We start from the raw sequence: 15,710 nt of genomic DNA on the forward strand, positions 1-15,710 counted from the left end.
GAGGGATAGCCTTTCCGCGTGGGCGTTTTCGATGATCTCGTAGGCCAGGAGCGCGCGACAGCGGTGCTGGAGCGGGCCGCCGCGGCGGCGCGCGAGGTCGTCGGCGGCGGGCGCGGCGCGGGCATGACCCACGCCTGGCTGTTCACCGGCCCGCCCGGCGCCGGGCGCGAGAGCGCGGCCAGGGCGTTCGCGGCGGCCCTGCTCTGCCCCGACAGCGGCTGCGGCCACTGCGACCACTGCCACCAGGTCTACATCGGCTCCCACCCCGACCTCGAGCACGTGCGCCCCGCCGGGCTCTCCTACGGCGTGAAGCAGGCGCGCGAGCTCATCCTGAGGGCCGCAGGAGCGCCCACGCAGGGCCGCTGGCGCGTGATGCTCTTCGAGGGCGGCGACCGGCTCACGGAAGGCGCCGCCAACGCCCTGCTCAAGGCCATCGAGGAGCCGCCGGCGCGCACGGTGTGGCTGCTGTGCGCGCCGTCGGCCGACGACCTGCTGATCACGATCAGGTCCCGGTGCCGCGTGGTCACCCTGGTGATCCCGTCGACGGAGGCGGTGGCCCACGTCCTGGCCACGCGCGACAACGTGCCGCCGGAGACCGCCGCGTTCGCGGCGCGGGCCGCGCAGGGCGACCTCGACCGGGCACGGCGGCTGGCGCTCGACGACGGCGCGCGCCGGCGCCGCGAGGCCGTGCTGGCGATCCCGGCGTCCCTGTCGGGTGTCGGCGAATGCGTCGTGGCCGCCGAGCGCCTGGTCAAGACGGCCGAAGAGGAAGCCGCTGCGGCCACCTCGGTGCTCAACGAGACGGAGACGGCCGAGCTGCGCAAGCTCTACGGCGAGGGCTCGACGGGCAAGGGGCTCAACCGCGGGCTCGTGCGAGGCGGCGCCGGGGCCCTGAAGGAGCTCGAAGACCGGCAGAAGTCGCGCGCGACCCGCATCAAGCGCGACACGCTCGACGCCGCGCTGCTGGAGCTGGCCGGGTTCTATCGCGACGTGCTGGCGATGCAGTTCGGCTCCGGGGTCGAGCTGGCCAACGACGACCACCGCTACGACCTCGACCGGCTGGCGCGTGCCTCGACCCCTGACGAGACGCTGCTGCGCATCGAGGCGATCATGCAGTGCCGCGAGCGCCTCGAGGCCAACGTCAACCCGCAGATGGCGGTCGAGGCAATGACCCTGTCCCTGCGGGCGCCTCGCTAAAAGATCTCGGTGACGGGAGCAGCAGACGGGGCTCTGCGGCGTCTCTGTGATGGGGAAGCGGAATCGCGCCCGTCGAGGCGGGCGGGCGAGCTTTCGGGACCGACGTCACCGTGTTCCTGTGTCATCGCGGCTCGGCCGAACACTCCTGTGGCGGCCGGTCCGCGACCCCGACCCAGCTGCAGGCCATCCACCACTATCTCGAGCTCCAGCCCGACGTCCGCTCGATCGTCTTCGAGGGCCAGGCGCAGGCGTTCGCCAACCTTCAGGGAACCGAGGCCGGAGAGAGACTTCCGAAGGTTCCCGGGCCCGCCGACATGACGGAGTCCTTCCGCCTGACCCTGCGCGCCGGGGCCAGCAGCCGCGCACTCCGCGACCAGGTGGGCGGCATGCCGGGCGTCTCCAGGATCGTCGACCACCGGTGCGATCCCGGTGCGATCCCAGCCGAGCAGTGCGGGTGATGGAGGTGTGAGACAGCGGGAGGGTGGCAAGGATAGGCCCTATGGACCCCCGAGGCCGTCAGGAAGCGAGCTCCTCCCCATGGGCATGATCATGGCAGTGAGCTTCACCCGTTACGGAAGGCTCTACTACCTCGATCCCGGTTCTCACTCTCCCAAGGTGGGCGACCGGGTCCTGGTTCCCACCGATTCGGGTCCAGAGGTGGCCGAGTGCGTCTGGGCACCGCAATACGTCAGCGAAGACGTTGACGGCCTGCCCGTCTGCGGCGGCATCGCCGACGACGAACACCTCACCCGCGACGAGACCAACCGCCGCCGCAGGGCCGAGGCGCGCAGCGTGTCGAAACGCCTGATCAAACGCCACAGCCTGCCCATGAAGGTCGTCGGCATCGACTACCTCGACGCCGACAACGTCTACACGGTCTACTTCTCCGCCCCGCACCGGGTCGACTTCAGGGCGCTGGTGCGCGACCTGGCCCGCAACCTGCGGGCCAGGGTCGAACTGCGCCAGATCGGTCCCCGCGACGAGGCCAGGCTCCAGGGCGGCATCGGCCCCTGCGGGCGTGACCTGTGCTGCGCCACCTTCCTGAAGGACTTCGAGCCGGTCTCCGTCCGCATGGCCAAGGACCAGGACCTGCCGGTCAACCCCATGCGCATCGCCGGAGCGTGCGGGCGGCTGATGTGCTGCCTGAAGTACGAACACCCGCTGTACCAAGAGTTCCGCGCCTCCGCCCCCCGGCTCGGGGCCAACGTCGAGACCCCTGAAGGCTCCGGCGTGGTCGTGGGCCACAACGTGCCCTCCGACTCGCTGGTCGTCAGGCTCAACGACGGCGGCCGCCGATGCGCGTGCTCCAAGGCCAGCGTGTGCGGCCCGCGCATCCAACACGATGAGGCGTACGGCGGAGCAGAGGGGGAGCCGACCACCTGACGTCCCTCGTCGATCATCACCCAGGGAGGCGGCTTGGGTTTCACCGTGCGCCCCAGGCGACTGGGAAGCGGCCCGAATCGCCGCGCCCGCCTGGCCCCGGCCCTCGCCGCGGGGGTGTCGGTCCTCGCCATCCTCACCGCCTGCGGCGGCCGCGCGGAGCCGACCAAGCTGACGTGGCACACCTGCGGCGACGACATGGAGTGCAGCACCCTCACCGTCCCCCTCGACCACACCCGCCCCCAGGGTGAGCAACTGGAGCTGAGCCTCACCCGCCTCCCCGCTGGCGGCGACCGCATCGGCTCCCTCGTGGTCAACCCCGGCGGCCCCGGCGTCTCGGGCCTCGACTACGCCCGGGCGGCCCGCTCCATCGTCAGCGAACCCGTCCTCGAACGCTTCGACATCGTCGGCTTCGACCCGCGCGGCGTCGGCCGATCCTCGCCCGTCCACTGCCTCGACGACGCCGGCCTCGACACCTTCCTCGCGCTCGACACCACCCCCGACACCGCGGACGAGCAAGACGCCCTGGTGAGCGCCTCCCGCGACTTCGCCGCCGCCTGCCAAGCCCACTCGGCCAAACTCCTGCCGCACATCGGCACCATCGACGTGGCGCGCGACCTCGACCTCCTCAGAGACGCGCTCGGCGACCCGCAGCTCACCTACCTGGGCAAGTCGTACGGCACCCTCCTGGGCGCCACGTACGCGGAGCTGTTCCCGGCGAGGGTGCGTGCCCTCGTCCTCGACGGAGCCCTCGATCCCGCCCTGCCCCGCCTGACCCTCAACACCGAGCAGGCGCTCGCCTTCGACACCGCCTTCCGCTCCTACCTGCGCTACTGCCTGGCCGACTCCGACTGCCCCTTCAGCTCCCGCACCATCTCGGGAGCCGCCCAAGAACTGGCGGCCCTGCTCCGCCGTACGGACACCGCGCCCTTACACGCGGCCCGCCCCGTCACCGAATCACTCGCCACCCTCGGCGCCCTCACCCCGCTCTACGACCGCTCGGGCTGGCCCATCCTCACCGCCGCCCTCCGCCAGGCGCGGACAGGCGACGGCACCCTCCTCCTCCAGCAGTCCGACCACCTCGTCGGCCGCCTCGCCAACGGCACCTACTCCAACCAGACGGCCGCCAACGTCGCCATCAACTGCATCGACGCCCCGTACCCCCGCGACCCCCAGACCTACGCCCAGGCCGCCCAGGCGGCCGACCGGATCTCGCCCGCGTTCGGCAGCTACCTCACGTGGAGCTCCCTCCCGTGCGCCTTCTGGCCCGCAGCGCCCTCGAAGCCCCGGCCCCTGCGCGCGGCTGGTGCGGCGCCCATCCTGGTCATCGGGACCACCCGCGATCCGGCCACGCCGTACTCATGGGCGGAGTCGCTCGCCGGGCAGCTGGAGTCGGGGGTTTTGCTGGGGTTCGACAGTGACGGGCATACGGCCTACTTCAACGGGTCGGGGTGTGTGGATGAGGTGGTGGATCGGTACCTGGTGACGGGGGTGGTGCCGGGGGAGGAGGTTGTGTGTCCGGACATTCGCTGATCGGGGGTGAGCGAGGAGTGGGGTGGGTCCTGTAGACTGCTTCTCGCCTGTACGGCACGCCGCCTTAGCTCAGTCGGCCAGAGCACTTCACTCGTAATGAAGGGGTCTCGGGTTCGAATCCCGAAGGCGGCTCCCAGGTAGAAGGCCCTTCCGGATGATCCGGAAGGGCCTTTTTGATCTTCTGGGTGCCTAACTGGGTGCCTAACTCTTTGGGTCTCATATCTTGAAGATCCGATCCATGGCCTTCGCGCCCTCTTGGATGACGGGTCGGATCTGCTTGCGGTAGACCAGTTCGGTCACCGCCGTGCTGCTGTGGCCGACCAGGCGGGAGATCTCCTCCAGTGGAATGCCTTGGTCCGAGAGCAGGGACACGAAGCTGTGCCGTAGCTCGCGGGGCGTCCACTTCGTCGGGTCCAGGTCGGTCTTGGCGATGATCAGGCGGAAGGCGCGGCGGACGTTGTGTGAGTCCAGCTCCGTGCCTACCAGCGAGGCGAACACGAGGCCCTGGTCCGTCCACCGGCCCCCGGCGGCCTTCTTCTCTTCCTCCTGTTGGGCCTTCTGGGTCTGGAGCGCTTCCACGGCTCTCTGTGGAAGCGCCAGGGTGCGGCGGGACTTACGGGTCTTGGTGTCGCCACCGGCCCGCACGGAGCGCCAGACGGCCACATGGGGCGGTACGGCGGGCACTGCTTCGGGGTCGCCATCAAGGTCCACGTGATCCCAGGTCAGCGCTCTGAGTTCCTCGGTGCGCGCACCGGTCAGCAGGGCCAGGACGATGTAGCCCTGCATGCGCGCTCCCTCGGCTGCCTTGAGGACGGCTTCCGCCTGAGCCAGAGTGAGCGCCTTAGATGGGCGGCCCTCCTTGCCGCGCGGGACTGAGCAGAGCTCTACGACGTTGCGCTTCACAAGGTCGCGGGCCATCGCGCGCTTGACGGATCTGTTCAGGTACGACCTGATCAGGCGGAGCGTGCTCGTGCTCAGGGCCTTGGACTTCGCCATGAGCCACTTGTCCACATCCTGTGCACTGAGTTCGCGGAGCTTCAGCTTGCCCAGGGCCGGGATGACGTGGAGGCGGCACATGGTCTGTCCTGCTTCGTAGGTGGCCGTGTCGCGGCGACTCAGCTCGAAGTTGAGCCAGTCGTTGACGGCCTCTTCGACCGTGGCGTTTCCGCGCGCGAGGGTCAGGCCGTCCTCGTAGTCGCGGATGATCTCCTTGAGCTTCTCCTTGGCTTCGGTCTTCGTCTTACCGGTGGCCTTCTTCCTGATGCGCCTTCCGTCGGGCGTGTAGCCCACCGTGAAGGTGGCAATCCAGCGCTGACGGGTTTCGTCCCAGCGCAGCTCGCCCTCACCTCTGCTGCGTCGCTTGGTCATCGGGATGCCTCATTCTCCAGGAGAGCGATGTAGCTGCGAATGCCGTTGGCGGTGATGAGGCGGGCGCGGCCTTGCTTGACGGAGGGCAGGCGGCCGGTGCGTATCTGGTCGTAGAGCAGGCTTCTGCTGAGCCTGAGCAACTGCATGACGTCGGTGATCCGGTAGAGCTGGGTGTCGTCGAGGGTGATCAAGAGTTCTCCTGTTCAGGGACAGCAGGGACACCCAGAAGGGCCGGGTGTCCCTCAGAACTGGTGGCGTTTCCGCTGGTCGAGAGTGATTCGGGGACAGCGGGGACAGGAGTGACACCTTCGGGGTCCTCTGTCCCTGGCAGCCGGTAGCGCCCGGTGGCGTCTACGCGGAGCTGGCCGTCGGCGGCCATGCGCGGGCACGTCTTGCGGACGTTGTCGTGAGCCAGGCCGGTGGCTTCGGCGATGGCCTTGGGCTGCATGTTCGGGTTGGCGCGCAGGTAGCGGATGATCGCGGCGCGGGTGTCGCCGAGCGTGTGGTCCTCGGGCGGGCCGTCGAGCAGGTGCCAGGCCCCGGCGGCCGGTTGGAAAGACAGGGCGTATTCGGCTTCTTCGACATCGCGGCCGGTCACGTGGAGCACGCCGTCGGCGGTGCCTCGGGCGCGCTTGAGCACCAACGTTGAGTCGGCGGCACCGGCCAGGCCGTTGGTGCCCGACACCTGTTCAAGGAAGTCGTCGGAGCCCATCTTGCGGACGTGATGGACCAGGACGATGGCCACACCGAACGTGTCGGCCAGCCGCTTGGCATGCCCCATCGCGGCGTAGTCGGCTTCATAGGCCGACAGCCCGGGCGCGGGTATGCCCTTCACCTTGGCGAACACGTCGATGACGACCAGGCGGGCGCCTGGATTGCGGTCCAGCCATCCGGCGATGGCCTTCTCCCCGCCACTCGGCAGCGGTGGGCACGAGGTGGCCAGGGTCAGATTCTTAGGCGCGGACCGGCCACCAAGGATCTTGCCCATGCGGTTCTGCAGGCGGCGCGGGGTGTCTTCCAGAGCGAGGTAGAGCACCGGGCCGGGCTCTACGTCGATGGCTTCCAGCGCTTTGCCGCCGCTCGCGACGGCGACAGCCGTACCGAGTGATAGCCAGCTCTTGCCGACCTTGGGCGGTCCGGCGAACAGGATGAGTCCTTCGGCGAGGATGCCGGGCACGGCCCAGCGCACTTTGGGGAAGGTCATGGCCATGAGTTCGTCGGCGGTCCACGAGGTGCGGAAGGCTTGGCCATGGTTGGGCGCATTGACCGCATCACCGTTGACCAGGCGCAGGTGGTTGGGACGTTCCATAGGCTTCTCGCTTTCGTTGGCGGCCAGGTCAGGCGGCTGTGCCGGATGAGAGGGTGCGGGGCCGGCGGGCTCCGGCGCGCAGGCCGGAGGCGATGGTCCGGTTGGCTTCGCCGTACGGCTGGCCGACCGCGCGGGCCGCGTTGAGTAGGAGTGAGGTCACCTCGGGTTCGGGCAGTTCGCGTCCGGCGACGAGCTGGCCGAGGGCGACGGCGGCTTGGTAGAGCGCGTTGTTGTGGCCGTGTTCGGGTGAGCGGGTGATCCGCTCGACTTCCCCGGCGATGGCCGCGTGTAGGTAGATGGCGCGTCGGTCGGTGCCGAGCGTGATGGTGACCCGCTGTTGCGGTGGGAGCGGGGCCGGGGCCAGGCGTTCAGCCAGCCAATCCGGCAGGGGTACGGCGTGCGCCGGGTTGGTGACGGCGTACGGCCCGGTGGCGACCAGGCTTCCCGGGCCGACGACGTAGCCGCCGTGGGCGCGGGTGTCGATCAAGTGGCCGAGCGTGCCAGTGGTGTTGGCCAGCCGGGTTCCCCCGGGCACGGTGTAGTAGAGGTGGGTGCCGCCGCGTCCGGTCCGGACGGTGAAGGTGTCAGGGATGGCCTGCCCGTTTGCGAGCGTGATCAGAGTGTCGGCTCCGGTGTGCGTGTCTGTGGGGTCCTTCGGGGTGTCGAGGTCGATCACCACGAGGTTGCTCGGGCCGGTGGCGATACCGATGTTGAACGGCTCACGCCCCCACCAGGCGCGGATCTGGCCGGGGTCGGTGGTGGCCTTGGCCTCCCAGCAGGTGAAACCGCGGGGCGGCACCTTGGTTCCATGCGCGAGGGGGAAGACGTGCCAGCCGCGTGCGGCGGCGGCCAGGGCGTAGGGCAGTGGGTGGGTCATCGGGCGGCTCCGAAGAAGTGGTGCAGGGCGTTGAACAGGCGGCGGCCCCAGCGCAGCCGTAGGCCGGTGCCTTTGCAGCGGCGGCAGAAGCGCTTGAGGTGGCCTCGGGCGGTGAGGGTCTTGCCGCGTCCGCCGCAGCGGTTGCAGCGGGCGAACGGGGAGGTGGCACAGGCGGCGGCATAGCCGAGCGCCCACAGGGTCACAGCGAGGATTCCGGCGAGGGGTAGAAGGGTCGCGATGTTGGTCGCGGGGTCGGTGGTCGCGGTCGCGGCCAGGAAGGTCATGGGACGGCTCCAGGGCGTGTTTCAGCGGGGTTGGGAGGCGTGCCGCTACCCGCGACCTGCGGATATTTCCGCTGATCAAGCGCGGTTTCGCGGGTTGCGGCACCGGTCGCGCGGGCGCGACCGGTCGCGGGTGGGTCGCGACCCGGCGAACCCCTCGGAAGGTGGTTCGCCGGGCCGTGAGCCGGGGTGGTTCAGCCGGTGATCTCGCGGCGTGTGATGGCCAGCTGGACGGCGTCGCGCTTGGCGCCCTTGAGCGCCTTGCCGTCCCGCTTGATGTCGACCGACGGCACCGCGAGCGCGCGGAGCTGAGCCGAGATCGCCTCGGCGGTCAGGTCGCCGTAGTGCTCCGGGATCCGCTCGACCAGCCGGGCGGCCAGCACCGTCCACGGCAGGCCGGACTCTGAGCCCTCGAAGACGGTCAGCGCATCGGCCAGTACGTCACGGATTTCACGTACCGCCTGCTGCCCGGCTGCGTGGCCAGACAGTGTTCCGGCGCGTTCGCGGAGCTTGCGGGCGGCCTGGAGGATGCGTTCGGCATCCTCGGAGTCGGCCAGGTGGAAGCGGACGGTCGGGGTCTCGTCGGATGCTCCGCGCAGGATGCCGACGCCCTTGTAGGAGGCCAGCAGCGTGGAGGAGTCGAACCCCTCGGAGTACGCCCCGGAGCCGAGCACCAGATCCGACACCTGCCAGGAGCCGGTGCGCAGGGCGATGCGGACCTGGTGGTTGTCGCGGAAGCTGGTGAAGGCGGTGGCGGTGTCGCCGGTGCCGACCCCGCCGGGCTTCTGCGTGGCGTCCAGCACCACCACCCCGGCGGCGGGGGCGACCTTGACCAGGAACACCAGCAGTCCGGCGATCTCCTTGTTCAGCTCCTTGTCACCGGTGTCGAAGTACTCCTGGCACTCGTCGATCACCACGACGCGGACCGGCATGCCGTACTTCGGGTCGCGGGCGATGGCGCGGGTGAGTTTGCCCTCGGGGCAGACGTCCACCGGCAGCTCGGAGAGTTTCTGGTAGCGGGCTTGCACGTCGGCCTTGAGGTCGCGCAGGGTCTGCACGAACGTCTGGAGTGGGTCGCCGTCGCGGGTGACGGTGAAGCCGAACCCGCACGAGTGCGCCACCAAGGCGAACTTGCGCCAGTCCGGCGAACCTTTGCCGTCGAACACGTCCAGGCTGACGTACGGGTCGAGGGCGGCATACAGCGCCAGGAGCCGGGCCGTGAAGCTCTTGCCCTGGCGCGGCTGAGCGCCGACCAGGATCGAATTCCACAGCATCGTCAGGGTGACGAGGTTGCCGCGTTCGTCCAGGCCGAGCGGGGCCGGTTGCCAGATGTCGGTGGGCTTGCAGGCCAGCAGCGGTGTACGGCCGGCGGCGGAGGCGAGCGGGTCGGAGTCGGCGACCCACAGCCAGTGCGAGCGGTGCGACTCCGGATCGCGGGACACGGTGACCTGAGCGAGGGCGACGTCCAGGCCGGATGCGATCTTCTCCCGGGCGTTGATCGCATCGGCGAAGGTCTTGCCGTAGGGCAGGTTGACCAGGACCTTGCTGCCGTTGCCTTCGCGGGCCATCGCGGTGCCGAACTCGACGCGCAGGTTCGGCTTGTCCGGGTGGCCGAGCCCTGCGGCGTAGTAGGCGCGCAGCACGATGTCGCTGTTGAGCCTCCGGTAGCGGCGGGCGACGACGGCGGCCGGGATGAGCGCGTGCCCGTGAGGCTTGCCGTACCAGGCCAGCACCGGCACCAGCACGGCCACGAGGGTGGCCTGCCAGAGTGATTCCAGTTTGAAGACGGCCAGCGGTACGGCTATCGCCAGGGCGAGGAGTTCGGCGGCCAGGACTCCGCCGCGCCAACGCCTGGTGACCTTTCCTTCCCGGTGGAGTTTGAGCCACAGGTCGGCGTCGTTGCGGGTGGCGGCCTGCTGGGTGAGCGCGTACTGTTCGGCGACCCACCACCACTTGAGTTGCCGACCGGTTAGCCGGGCCAGGCCGGTCAGCGCGTACGCCAGGACCTTGACCAGGTACCACGGCGAGCGGACCGCGTGGAAGGCGGTGATGTGCGCCGACCGGCCCAGCGCAGCCTTCGCGGTCGCGCCGATGTTGGCGCGGTGCAGACCGGTCGGGATGATCGGACGCCGTGCCTGGGTGACCTGTGCCGGGACCATGCTGTCAGGAAGGTCCACGGGGACCGGTCCGGCCTCGGCGGACGGGGGCGGGTCGAGTTCGATCTCATACGAGGTGTCGCGGTTGCCGCTCCGCCGGTCGGCCGGACCGCTCTCGTCGGGGCCGGTCGGACCGCTCTGGCTGGAACGGTCGGGGTGGCGGGCACGGCGGTGTTCGTCGAGCGGCACCACCTCGGCGTCTGGCCGGTCGGGCTGTATGTCGTCGTTGGCCGGGTCGTAAGTCATGATGAGTGCACCTCGTACTCGTTGCTGCGGGTAGCGGGGTGGCAGGGCACGGTCACGGTTCTTGGCAGAGTTGGGGCCGTGCCCTGCTTGCTGGTCATTGAGGATGAGCGGTCGGACCGCTTGGCGTCCGCGCTCGTTCGGGTGGTCATGCTGCCTCCGCTGGGAGCGGTCCGACCGTCGCGGTCGGGCCGGTCGGGGCTTCAGCCTTGAGCCGGGCCAGCAGCGCCCCGGCGCGGTCGGTCGAGATGCTCTGGCCGGTCTGCTTGATGGCTTCCTTGAGCCGGTTACGGGTGAGCGGCACGTCCTGGCGGTCGAGGTCGGCGGCGATCTGCCAGCCGAGCGGCATCAGGTCGTCCACGTCCGGCGTCGCGGCCCGGCGCGGTTTGCTCGTACGGCGGGGCGGTGTGCTCCGGGTCGGGCGAGGTGCGCGAGGTGGCTTGGCCACTTCGGTGATCTCGACGGGCGGTTCCTCCTTTGTCTCGGCGAGGCCGGTGTGCAGGTCGCGGGCGAGCATGTGCCCGAGCGCGGCACCCATGCCGAGCACCAGGACCGGCAGGCAGGACACCACGGTCGTGATGAGGACCGGTGCCTTGGTCTGTCCGGCGATCTCTAGCAGGTGGTAGGCGACCTGCCCGAGCATCCCGAGCGCGAGTGACCCGATCGCCGACCATTTGGCGAAACCCCGGGTTGCGGGGCTGATCGCGGTGGCGGAGGAGAACCACGCCCCGAGCGCGTAGGCGGCGTAGGTCTCCACTCCGATCGGGAGCGTGATGGCGGTGTCGATGACGAAGCTGTCGGCGATGCCGGGCAGCGGGGTGACCTTTCCGAAGCCGGTCATCCTGCCGAGCCCGACCCACCCGGACCAGGTGGCCACGGCGGCGGGGAGGGCGAGCAGGAGCAGCGGCCAACGGGATTTGCGGTTCATCAGTGCAACCCCCAGCAGCGGGCGCAGGCGGGCTTGGCGCACCAGTTGGCCGGGTCGGACGCCCAGACAGCGAGCATCCAGTCGGCCTGGCGGCGGCGGGTCATCCGGCGGATTTTGAGCCGGAGGGCCAGGTCGTCGTAGAGCAGGTGGAGTGTGAGCATGGTCGGGTCTCCCTTCAGTGGTGGGCGCGGAAGCCTCGGCGGCATGGCCCGCAACCGGGGACGGGGCGGCCGGTCGGGCCGTGCGCCGGGCAGTGGGTGGTGTGGCGGCCCGCTGTGGTGCCGCAGCGGGGGCAGCCGATGACGGACGCGGAGCGCTGGCCGCAGTCGGCGCAGCGGAATCGGCCCATCTCAAGCCACCTGCTTCAGCAGGTTGAAGCGCCCCAGCAGGTAGGCCAGGCCGGACAGTTCGCGGGCGGTGTATCCGGCCCAGACCCCTTCGGTGGGCCGGATGGCGAGGGCGTAGTCCAGGCACGCCGTGCGGGCAGGACAGGTGTGGCAGATGGCCTTGACGCGGCTTTCGCGCGCCTGCCGTACCGGATCGGGTTCGTCGTGGTCGGGGCCGGTGAATACCTCGGCGTCGGCCAGTTGGCAGACGGGACCGGCGGCCAGGACCGTGGCGATGCTGGGATTCACAGGCTCACCCCCAGGGCGCTGAGCGCGTCCAGGAGGCAGAGCCGGGCGCAGGAGTGGCAGACGGGCGGGGAGGGCGGTTCGTCGCCGGGCGCGCACTCTTCCGCGCCGTCGCAGATGCCGCAGGTCCACTGGACGCCGTAGGCGTCGGGCGCGGTCCAGGAGACACCGGCGTAGGCGGATCGGTGGGGCATGGTGAGGACACCTTTCAAGCAGGTCAGGGCGGTTGAGAGCGGTTCGGGCAGGCGGGTGTTCATGAGGTCTGAAGCTTCAGGTAGACGCGGACGGGCGAGTCGGTGGCCCGTGAGCACAGGCCAGAAGCGGCGGAGACGGTGAAGACGTCGCGTAGGTGGAGCACGGCGACTTCGGCACTGGTGCCGGTGAGGCGGATCTCCACGAGGTTCCTTGGCGCGTTGGATTCGTGGCGCCCTCTGCGGGCGCCACGAACAGTGAGCGGATATGCAGGGACATTGGTCGCTGCGGCTCGCCTTTTCGGTGGGAGGCGAGGCCCGGATGGACTTGTGCAAGGTGCGAGAGCGCCAACCCGTCGGCGTGCGGCACGAGTGCCGCCGTTCCCTTGTCTTCCGGCGTGCTCCTGTGAGCGAAACTCTCCCCTTCGCGTATTGCGAAAGGGGGACTTGCGCTTACGGAGAGTAGCTTGACTTGCACTCATCACCAATGTCAAGCCCCCCTTGCGTGTTACTGTGAAGTCCCGGTTGCGATGGAGGGTCAAATGCATCCAGACGTGCTCAAGGTGCTGGGCATCAAAGAGCCGCTCGAACGGGCCAAGGAGGCCGGGCGAGTCCACGACGAGTTCCAGAAAGGCGGGGAAGAGCTGGCCAGAGTCCGGCGCGAGGCGCTGCAAGAGCTCGTGGACAGCGGCATGAACAACACCCAGATCGGCGAGGCGCTCGGGATGACCCGTCAGCGTGTCGGCCAGCTCCTCAAGTCAGGCCCGGCACCCGAACGGGCTTTCCTCGGCACCGACACGCTCACGGTCGTCATGGTCGGCAAGCTCGAAACAGGGCGGCCCGACCCTCAGCCCGTCGTGCCGCACGACGACCTGATCGCCTTCGAGCGCATCCGCCAGTTGGCCAAGCTACTTGGCCTGGATGCGACCTCAGAGGTCGAGGCAAGTGGGGGTTTCGTCCGGCTGAACCGCGATAACCTCATCGTCATGTGCGGCCCGCGTCACTTCCCGAACCTGCGCGAGGTCATCGAGTCGGATGAGGCGATCTCGTTCGACAAGGACGAAGAAGGCTGGCACCTCATCGACCACCGGGCCGGGAAGGTGTTCCGCTCACCGATGGACGCTGGGGAGCCGCGCGACTATGCGTATCTGGCCCGCCTGCGTCGGCCCGATGGAAAGGGGACCTTCCTCTACGGGGCCGGAATCCACGCGGTCGGCGAGGCGGGCATCGCGCACTTCCTGGAGCACCACATCGGCGACATGTACAAGCAGCTCAAGGGCAAGCGCTTCTCCGCCATCATCGAGTGCGACTTCGACCCGAGCAGCACGGGCCGGGAGATCGTGGCCACGAAGCTCGCGTCCGACTTCTACTTGGCGCCGGGGGCCTGACATGGACGTGTCCTTCGCCACGCTGGCCGGTACACACGAACTGCCCAACGAGGATGCCGTAGCGGCCACTCCGGACTTCGTGGCCGTAGTTGACGGCGTCAGCACCTCGCGACTGACCACGGGGTGCGTCCATGGCACCCCGTGGTACGCCAGCTCCCTTGCCACGCAGATCGTTGCGGTGGCGTCGCGGGAGCCGGGCCGGGAACTGAGGAGGGTGCTCTACGCGGCCTTGGAAGCGGTGGCTTTAAGCCACGCGGACACGTGCGACTTGACAGCAGACGGCACGCCCTCGGCGACCGTGGCCATCGCACGGGCGTTCGGTGACCGGCTGGACTACCTCGTGCTCTCAGACGCCACTGTCGCCATCGACCTAGGGGCCGGCGTTGAGGTCGTCTCGGACAAGCGGGTCGATGCCCTGGTGGGGGACCTTTCCCGAGCGGCCAAGACAGCAGCGCCAGGAAGCGTGGAGCAGCGTGACCGCCTGGAGGAGCTCATCGCCACCCAGCGCAAGCTTCGGAACGTCGAGGGCGGCTACTGGCTGGCCGGGGCCGTACCGGAAGCAGCCGACCATGCCTTGGTCGGCTCGGTTCCCCTTGGAGATGTTCGCTCGGTGGCTGCCATGTCGGACGGGGCTTCCTGTCTCGTGGACACCTACAGTGCGATGGATTGGGGCCAGGCCCTGGCGATGCTCGCGGACGCAGGGCCGGGGGAGTGGCTTTATCGGGTGCGCGAGGTCGAGTTGGCGGACGCGAGCAAGTCGCGCTGGCCTCGGTACAAGGTGAGCGACGACGCCACAATTGTGCTCTGCCAGGGGCTCAGCTCAGCGACCTGATCAGGCTCGCCCAGGCGTCTTCTGCCTGGCGGGCCAGCCCGCGATAGGACTCGGAGATGACGACCGGCTTTCGGTGATTGTCCAGGCGGCGGATCAGCATCTGACCGCCTTCCATGCACAGTTCGTAATCGATGTCGCCGTGGTGGTGGACGGCTCGAACCCGTAGCCGGGTGCCGTGATCGACGTAGGGCGTCCAGCCATGGTCATTCGGACTGCTGGCCATGGTTCGACCATACGTCGGCCTTGTCTACCTCGTCTACCACGTTGCCCATATGAGCAGCGTGGGCGACGTGGCTAACGTCCGCAAGGTGACTGTGGACCGCTTCGACCCGACCCCGATCTACCGGCAGCTCGCCGAGCTGGTCATTGCCGACATCCGCGCTGGCAAGCTCCAGCCGCGCGACCGGATCCCGTCCGAGTCGCAGATGGTCCAAGAGCACGGTGTAGCACGCGACACTGCTCGCCAGGCCGTTCAGTACCTGCGAGAGCAAGGCTGGGCATTTACGCTGCCACAGCGTGGCACGTTTGTCGCTGCGTTCGAAGAGTGGCCAACCTCTCGAGAAGGATGAAGCCGCTACGTAACTCGATGCCGAGGGCGGCCCAGAGCGATCAAAAGTGATGCATCTAAGCTAACGCCGTCATTGCGGTCGAATACTCAAACGCGCCGCAGGAGATGTGAGGTGTGTTAGTGCTATTGCCCGAGAGGGCCGATAGTGACGAGATGGCGCGCGAGATGTGCCGAAAGTCGGTCAACGATTGCCGGGTTGAGTGGCTCCCAGTTCCAGAAGCAGAGGGCGAAGTGGCAGAATATCCACGACGGGTCGACTTGCCAATCTTCTAGCGAGGCGCATTCATTGCAGCTAGCGCATTCTCGCTGATCTGCATAGCCGGCGGTCCAGTGGTGTGCGAGGATGAACAATTCGTTCCACGCCTTTGCGGGTAGATCGGCTTCTCGTAACGGGGTTCTTTCTCGACAATTTGGACAAGTCAAGAAGCTGGCTTTCATTGGATGACAAATAACCCGCTTCTTGTGCACCGTAATTCGGCGAACGTGATTAGCGGGTGAAGTATCCTGATTGATCGCATATGAGGCGCCGGGCAAGTGGGCGCCAGTCGATGTCCTTTCACGAGATGCAATGCCCTCAGAGATCAGCCAATCAATCACAAGTAGTGCAATTAAGTTGGCTTCGGTGGCGTCGGATTCGATGTCGGCCACCCACTGGTAACGATCATTATTGACGGCTGTCCCACCTCCGATCATCGCCAAGGCGAGATGGTCAGCCGGATCATCGGGGTCGAGGCGGATGGCTGTGGTGAAGTCGGCCAGCGCTTCCTCATAGCGCTCCATGGCCTGGTAGGTCTGGCCGCGCCTGGCGATCGCCCAGGCGTACGTGG

At 68.5% G+C, this 15,710-nt stretch carries 20 protein-coding genes and 1 tRNA gene; 8 read left to right on the plus strand and 13 right to left on the minus strand.

All coding sequences use genetic code 11. The annotated features are described in order from the left end of the window. Positions 1 to 18 precede the first annotated feature (18 nt). From HNR30_RS17060 to HNR30_RS17080, 5 genes are all read left to right on the plus strand, one after another. On the plus strand, positions 19 to 1,197 hold the full coding sequence (locus HNR30_RS17060) for a DNA polymerase III subunit delta' (protein WP_181610818.1): 1,179 nt from the start codon (positions 19 to 21) through the stop codon (positions 1,195 to 1,197). Between the two features lie 110 nt (positions 1,198 to 1,307). After that, positions 1,308 to 1,655, plus strand: coding sequence for a permease-like cell division protein FtsX (locus HNR30_RS17065; protein ID WP_181610819.1), 348 nt, complete (start codon positions 1,308 to 1,310; stop codon positions 1,653 to 1,655). Positions 1,656 to 1,746: 91 nt separating this feature from the next. After that, positions 1,747 to 2,580 carry a PSP1 domain-containing protein gene (locus tag HNR30_RS17070; RefSeq protein ID WP_376771742.1) on the plus strand — a complete coding sequence of 278 codons (834 nt, stop codon included), beginning with the start codon at positions 1,747 to 1,749 and terminating at the stop codon, positions 2,578 to 2,580. 33 nt (positions 2,581 to 2,613) lie between these two features. Then, entirely contained in the window at positions 2,614 to 4,110 is a 1,497-nt protein-coding gene (locus tag HNR30_RS17075; protein ID WP_246378635.1) for an alpha/beta hydrolase, read from the plus strand. Positions 4,111 to 4,168: 58 nt separating this feature from the next. Further along, a tRNA-Thr gene (locus HNR30_RS17080) sits at positions 4,169 to 4,242 on the plus strand. Between the two features lie 84 nt (positions 4,243 to 4,326). Here the strand turns inward: HNR30_RS17080 and HNR30_RS17085 are convergent. From HNR30_RS17085 to HNR30_RS17135, 11 genes are all read right to left on the minus strand, one after another. Further along, positions 4,327 to 5,478, minus strand: a complete 1,152-nt coding sequence (locus tag HNR30_RS17085) for a tyrosine-type recombinase/integrase (protein WP_181610821.1) — start codon at positions 5,476 to 5,478, stop codon at positions 4,327 to 4,329. Then, entirely contained in the window at positions 5,475 to 5,669 is a 195-nt protein-coding gene (locus HNR30_RS17090; protein WP_246378637.1) for a helix-turn-helix domain-containing protein, read from the minus strand. Before HNR30_RS17090 ends, HNR30_RS17085 begins: the two co-directional genes overlap by 4 nt. Continuing rightward, entirely contained in the window at positions 5,666 to 6,787 is a 1,122-nt protein-coding gene (locus tag HNR30_RS17095) for an AAA family ATPase (RefSeq protein WP_181610822.1), read from the minus strand. The genes HNR30_RS17090 and HNR30_RS17095 overlap by 4 nt, the downstream gene beginning before the upstream one ends. Before the next feature lie 28 nt (positions 6,788 to 6,815). Next, positions 6,816 to 7,664: a bifunctional DNA primase/polymerase gene (locus HNR30_RS17100; protein WP_181610823.1), complete on the minus strand. Its 849-nt coding sequence runs from the start codon at positions 7,662 to 7,664 to the stop codon at positions 6,816 to 6,818. Next, the gene (locus HNR30_RS17105; RefSeq protein WP_220133616.1) at positions 7,661 to 7,948 is read right to left on the minus strand and encodes a hypothetical protein; all 288 of its coding nucleotides are present in this window, start codon (positions 7,946 to 7,948) and stop codon (positions 7,661 to 7,663) included. The genes HNR30_RS17100 and HNR30_RS17105 overlap by 4 nt, the downstream gene beginning before the upstream one ends. A gap of 191 nt (positions 7,949 to 8,139) precedes the next feature. After that, positions 8,140 to 10,347, minus strand: a complete 2,208-nt coding sequence (locus tag HNR30_RS17110; RefSeq protein ID WP_220133617.1) for a hypothetical protein — start codon at positions 10,345 to 10,347, stop codon at positions 8,140 to 8,142. A gap of 145 nt (positions 10,348 to 10,492) precedes the next feature. Then, positions 10,493 to 11,272 (minus strand): hypothetical protein, encoded by a 780-nt coding sequence (locus HNR30_RS47805; protein WP_246378639.1) that lies wholly within the window; start codon positions 11,270 to 11,272, stop codon positions 10,493 to 10,495. Next, entirely contained in the window at positions 11,272 to 11,433 is a 162-nt protein-coding gene (locus HNR30_RS17120) for a hypothetical protein (protein WP_181610824.1), read from the minus strand. The genes HNR30_RS47805 and HNR30_RS17120 overlap by 1 nt, the downstream gene beginning before the upstream one ends. 189 nt (positions 11,434 to 11,622) lie before the next feature. Further along, on the minus strand, positions 11,623 to 11,907 hold the full coding sequence (locus tag HNR30_RS17125) for a WhiB family transcriptional regulator (protein WP_181610825.1): 285 nt from the start codon (positions 11,905 to 11,907) through the stop codon (positions 11,623 to 11,625). Continuing rightward, positions 11,904 to 12,098, minus strand: coding sequence for a hypothetical protein (locus HNR30_RS17130; protein WP_181610826.1), 195 nt, complete (start codon positions 12,096 to 12,098; stop codon positions 11,904 to 11,906). The genes HNR30_RS17125 and HNR30_RS17130 overlap by 4 nt, the downstream gene beginning before the upstream one ends. A gap of 59 nt (positions 12,099 to 12,157) precedes the next feature. Beyond that, positions 12,158 to 12,301 carry a hypothetical protein gene (locus tag HNR30_RS17135; protein WP_181610827.1) on the minus strand — a complete coding sequence of 48 codons (144 nt, stop codon included), beginning with the start codon at positions 12,299 to 12,301 and terminating at the stop codon, positions 12,158 to 12,160. A gap of 336 nt (positions 12,302 to 12,637) precedes the next feature. Between HNR30_RS17135 and HNR30_RS17140 the strand changes: the two genes are divergently transcribed. Continuing rightward, positions 12,638 to 13,483 carry a hypothetical protein gene (locus tag HNR30_RS17140; RefSeq protein ID WP_220133618.1) on the plus strand — a complete coding sequence of 282 codons (846 nt, stop codon included), beginning with the start codon at positions 12,638 to 12,640 and terminating at the stop codon, positions 13,481 to 13,483. A 1-nt stretch (position 13,484) separates the two neighbouring features. Continuing rightward, entirely contained in the window at positions 13,485 to 14,315 is an 831-nt protein-coding gene (locus HNR30_RS17145) for a hypothetical protein (protein WP_181610828.1), read from the plus strand. On the opposite strand, the gene HNR30_RS17150 is transcribed toward HNR30_RS17145, so the two are convergent. Continuing rightward, the gene (locus HNR30_RS17150; protein WP_181610829.1) at positions 14,299 to 14,538 is read right to left on the minus strand and encodes a hypothetical protein; all 240 of its coding nucleotides are present in this window, start codon (positions 14,536 to 14,538) and stop codon (positions 14,299 to 14,301) included. The genes HNR30_RS17145 and HNR30_RS17150 overlap by 17 nt on opposite strands. Before the next feature lie 49 nt (positions 14,539 to 14,587). On the opposite strand from HNR30_RS17150, the gene HNR30_RS17155 reads away from it, so the two are divergent. Then, positions 14,588 to 14,884 (plus strand): winged helix-turn-helix domain-containing protein, encoded by a 297-nt coding sequence (locus tag HNR30_RS17155; RefSeq protein WP_181610830.1) that lies wholly within the window; start codon positions 14,588 to 14,590, stop codon positions 14,882 to 14,884. Between the two features lie 122 nt (positions 14,885 to 15,006). Here the strand turns inward: HNR30_RS17155 and HNR30_RS17160 are convergent. Further along, positions 15,007 to 15,710 (minus strand): tetratricopeptide repeat protein (locus tag HNR30_RS17160; RefSeq protein ID WP_181610831.1); only part of this gene is annotated, 704 nt, incomplete at its 5' end.

Origin of the sequence: Nonomuraea soli (genome assembly GCF_013761175.1) — a bacterium.
GTDB lineage: Bacteria > Actinomycetota > Actinomycetes > Streptosporangiales > Streptosporangiaceae > Nonomuraea > Nonomuraea soli.

Coding starts and splice junctions, on each gene's coding strand:
- HNR30_RS17070 (WP_376771742.1), top strand. CDS start 1,747: ATGGCAGTGAGCTTCACCCGTTACGGAAGGCTCTACTACCTCGATCCC.
- HNR30_RS17085 (WP_181610821.1), bottom strand. CDS start 5,478: ATGACCAAGCGACGCAGCAGAGGTGAGGGCGAGCTGCGCTGGGACGAA.
- HNR30_RS17095 (WP_181610822.1), bottom strand. CDS start 6,787: ATGGAACGTCCCAACCACCTGCGCCTGGTCAACGGTGATGCGGTCAAT.
- HNR30_RS17100 (WP_181610823.1), bottom strand. CDS start 7,664: ATGACCCACCCACTGCCCTACGCCCTGGCCGCCGCCGCACGCGGCTGG.
- HNR30_RS17105 (WP_220133616.1), bottom strand. CDS start 7,948: ATGACCTTCCTGGCCGCGACCGCGACCACCGACCCCGCGACCAACATC.
- HNR30_RS17110 (WP_220133617.1), bottom strand. CDS start 10,347: ATGACTTACGACCCGGCCAACGACGACATACAGCCCGACCGGCCAGAC.
- HNR30_RS47805 (WP_246378639.1), bottom strand. CDS start 11,272: ATGAACCGCAAATCCCGTTGGCCGCTGCTCCTGCTCGCCCTCCCCGCC.
- HNR30_RS17120 (WP_181610824.1), bottom strand. CDS start 11,433: ATGCTCACACTCCACCTGCTCTACGACGACCTGGCCCTCCGGCTCAAA.
- HNR30_RS17130 (WP_181610826.1), bottom strand. CDS start 12,098: ATGCCCCACCGATCCGCCTACGCCGGTGTCTCCTGGACCGCGCCCGAC.
- HNR30_RS17140 (WP_220133618.1), top strand. CDS start 12,638: ATGCATCCAGACGTGCTCAAGGTGCTGGGCATCAAAGAGCCGCTCGAA.
- HNR30_RS17145 (WP_181610828.1), top strand. CDS start 13,485: ATGGACGTGTCCTTCGCCACGCTGGCCGGTACACACGAACTGCCCAAC.
- HNR30_RS17150 (WP_181610829.1), bottom strand. CDS start 14,538: ATGGCCAGCAGTCCGAATGACCATGGCTGGACGCCCTACGTCGATCAC.
- HNR30_RS17155 (WP_181610830.1), top strand. CDS start 14,588: ATGAGCAGCGTGGGCGACGTGGCTAACGTCCGCAAGGTGACTGTGGAC.